The 2,598-nt window shown below is 65.4% G+C and carries 6 protein-coding genes; 1 reads left to right on the top strand and 5 read right to left on the bottom strand.

What is annotated here, in order from left to right; genetic code table 11:
• Positions 1 to 138 precede the first annotated feature (138 nt).
• Positions 139 to 531, top strand: coding sequence for an Ohr family peroxiredoxin (locus AC1DZ6_RS23300; protein ID WP_477099487.1), 393 nt, complete (start codon positions 139 to 141; stop codon positions 529 to 531).
• A 63-nt stretch (positions 532 to 594) separates the two neighbouring features.
• Here the strand turns inward: AC1DZ6_RS23300 and AC1DZ6_RS23295 are convergent, their stop codons facing one another.
• From AC1DZ6_RS23295 to AC1DZ6_RS23275, 5 genes are read right to left on the bottom strand one after another with little or no spacing between them, the layout of a single operon-like run.
• Entirely contained in the window at positions 595 to 1,011 is a 417-nt protein-coding gene (locus tag AC1DZ6_RS23295; protein WP_477099486.1) for a DUF1801 domain-containing protein, read from the bottom strand.
• Between the two features lie 25 nt (positions 1,012 to 1,036).
• Positions 1,037 to 1,453 carry a DUF1801 domain-containing protein gene (locus AC1DZ6_RS23290; RefSeq protein ID WP_477099485.1) on the bottom strand — a complete coding sequence of 139 codons (417 nt, stop codon included), beginning with the start codon at positions 1,451 to 1,453 and terminating at the stop codon, positions 1,037 to 1,039.
• 10 nt (positions 1,454 to 1,463) lie between these two features.
• On the bottom strand, positions 1,464 to 1,679 hold the full coding sequence (locus AC1DZ6_RS23285) for a hypothetical protein (protein WP_477099484.1): 216 nt from the start codon (positions 1,677 to 1,679) through the stop codon (positions 1,464 to 1,466).
• A 37-nt stretch (positions 1,680 to 1,716) separates the two neighbouring features.
• On the bottom strand, positions 1,717 to 2,148 hold the full coding sequence (locus AC1DZ6_RS23280; protein ID WP_477099483.1) for an SRPBCC family protein: 432 nt from the start codon (positions 2,146 to 2,148) through the stop codon (positions 1,717 to 1,719).
• Entirely contained in the window at positions 2,145 to 2,468 is a 324-nt protein-coding gene (locus tag AC1DZ6_RS23275) for an ArsR/SmtB family transcription factor (RefSeq protein ID WP_477036035.1), read from the bottom strand. The genes AC1DZ6_RS23280 and AC1DZ6_RS23275 overlap by 4 nt, the downstream gene beginning before the upstream one ends.
• Positions 2,469 to 2,598: the final 130 nt, after the last annotated feature.

The raw sequence follows: 2,598 nt of genomic DNA, 5'->3' as shown, positions 1-2,598 counted from the left end.
GGGCTCCGCCTATATAAATCGTATCCGATTAAATCGGAAGAGCTTGACTCGCTGCGAGACCCAAACTAATTACATCGCATCCGATTGAAACGGACACGATATAAACCACTCACCCAACCCCTCAGAAGGACTTCCCTCATGACCGCCAAGGTTCTCTTCACCGGCAAGACCCACACCACGGCCGGCCGCGACGGCGCCGCCCGCAGCGCCGACGGCTTCCTGGACGTCAAGCTGCCCCAACCCCACCCCGCCGCCGAAAACCTGTTCGGCGCCGCCTGGTCGGCCTGCTATCTCGGCGCCATCCAACTGGCGGCGGGCCAGCAAAAGGTCGCCCTGGTCGATCCCTCGGTCCACGCCGAGATCGATCTGGCCAACGAGGCCGGCGCCTTCTTCCTGCAAGCCCGCCTGAGCGTCAGCCTGCCAGGAGTCGATCGTGACGTCGCCCAAGGCCTGATCGAAGCGGCCCACGCGATCTGCCCCTATTCGAAGGCGGTGCACGGCAACATCGAAGTCACCACCACCCTGGCCTAAACGCTCCGGCGTGACGAAAATGGCTTGGGCCTGCGCGTTCAGTCGGCAGGCCCAAGCTCTTTCTCAGGCGCGCTTCTTGGCCGCCTTCGGCGGTTTCGAGGCGTTCAGCRCCACCGCGGCGCGGATCAGCGCCTTGAACGCCGCTTCATCGATCGCCTCGCCCTGGCGGAAATCGATCGCGCGCCGGGTGGCGCCGTCCAGGCTGGAATTGAACAGACCCTTGGGATCCTCCACCGACGCGCCCTTGGCGAAGGTGGTCTTCACGGCCGCCTTGTAGGTCTCGCCGGTGCAGACGATGCCGTCGTGCGACCACACCGGAATCCCCCACTTCCACTCCTCGACCACGTCGGGGTCGGCCTCGTGGATCAGCTTGCGGATCTTGGCCAGCGTCTCGCCGCGCCAGTCGTCCAGCGCCGCGATCGCCTTGTCGATCAGCTCGGAAGGCGGCCCGTCCGGCGTTCCACCCATCTGCTTCTTCATCGTCATCCTACCCTTTACGGCCGGCTCACATGCGCTCGCCGGGCAATTGGCTGGCCTGTTTCACCCAGTCGACGAACTGGACCTCGTCGAACGGCTCGGCCTCGTGGATGTGGAAATAGCGCACATCCTTCTGCTTGGAGCCGACCGGCGGCAGGGGCTCAAGCGCCGCGCCGCGGAAGAAGGCCACCTTGATGTATTTCGCGAAGACATGAACGCCCAGGAACCAGGCCCCGTCCTCGACCCCGTACAGCGGCGAGTTCCACTTCACGGCCTTGCGCACGCCGGGAACGGCGCGCTCGATCAATGCGTCCAGGCGGCGCCCGACCTCGCTCTTCCAGCCCGGCATGGCCGCGATATAGGCCTGGACCGGCGCGTCGCCGTGGCCCTTGGCGACCTGCGGATTGCCGCCCAACAGCAGCTTCGGTTCGGACGTCTCGGCCATGGCGCTTCTCCTATCCGTTCGCCCGTCGCCCGCTCCGTCCCCTGACGACGTAGGGCAGCACGAACATGTACAGGCCGGAGATCAGGAGCAAGATCAGCGGCACCAAGGCGAACAGTCCAACCCAGGCCGGGGGCTGGCCTTGCGTCATGACGATCATGTAGCCGATGACCCCGGCCGTGAAGGCGACGGACAGCCAGCGGTGAATTTGTCGGATGAGGGTGCTCAAGGGGCTCTCCTTCGAAGGCGGGTGAAACGCGGCGGACCTACTCCAGCCGCTCCAGCAGTTGGTCCAGGTTGCCGAGGAACTGCTTCCAGCCGGCGTGGGCGCCGCCGTAGGCCTGCTTCTGGTCCGGACGGAAGCCGGACTGCTCCATGCGCAGGTGCGTGCCCGCGTCCGTCGGAGTGAGCGTGAAGGTCACCACGCTTTGCAGGGCGTAGGCCGGATCGGCRTGCTCATGGTTCCAGGTGTAGGACAGGGTCCGGTTCGGCTCGACGGCCAGGACCTCGCAGTCCAGCACCCCGCCCCACTCGCCGCGCAGCTGGAAGCCGTGGCCGACCTGGGGCTTGAAGTCGTTCTTCATCAGCCATTCCTCCATCAGGTGCGGCTGGGTCAGCGCGCGCCAAAGCTTTTCGGGGGGGTGAGCGATCTCTCGTTCGACGACGACAGTGCGCGTCTCGGTCGCGGTGCTGGTCATTGGTCCATCCTGTTGAGCAGGTCTTCGAGATTGTCGAACCGGGTCTCCCAGAACCCGGCCATGCGGCTTGTCCAGTCGACCAACGGGGCCAGGGCGTTCAGCTGGGCGCTGTAGTGCGTCTGTCGGCCTTCGTGGCGATCGCTCACCAGCCCGGCCTGTTTCAGCACGCCCAGGTGCTTGGACACGGCCGGCTGCGAGACGCCCGCCAGGGCCGTCAGCGCCCCGACCGTCTGCTCGCCGTCGCGGCACAGCCGCTCGAAGATCCCCCGTCGGGTGGGATCGGCGAGCGTTCTGAAGAGCACGTCGTGAGCGTCGGTCATGGAGAACTGATAACCCGTTGGCTATGGGTTACTAATAACCGGCGAGTTATGTGTTCGTCAAGCGGGACCCGCGACATCCCAAAAAAATCCGCTCATCCCGGCGAATGCCGGGACCCAGATCCCATAGCGG

The sequence above is a fragment of the Caulobacter sp. P1_B12_2 genome (assembly GCF_056406675.1).
Note: the sequence above shows the minus strand (reverse complement) of the source record. Positions and strands in the feature narration are given on the sequence as shown.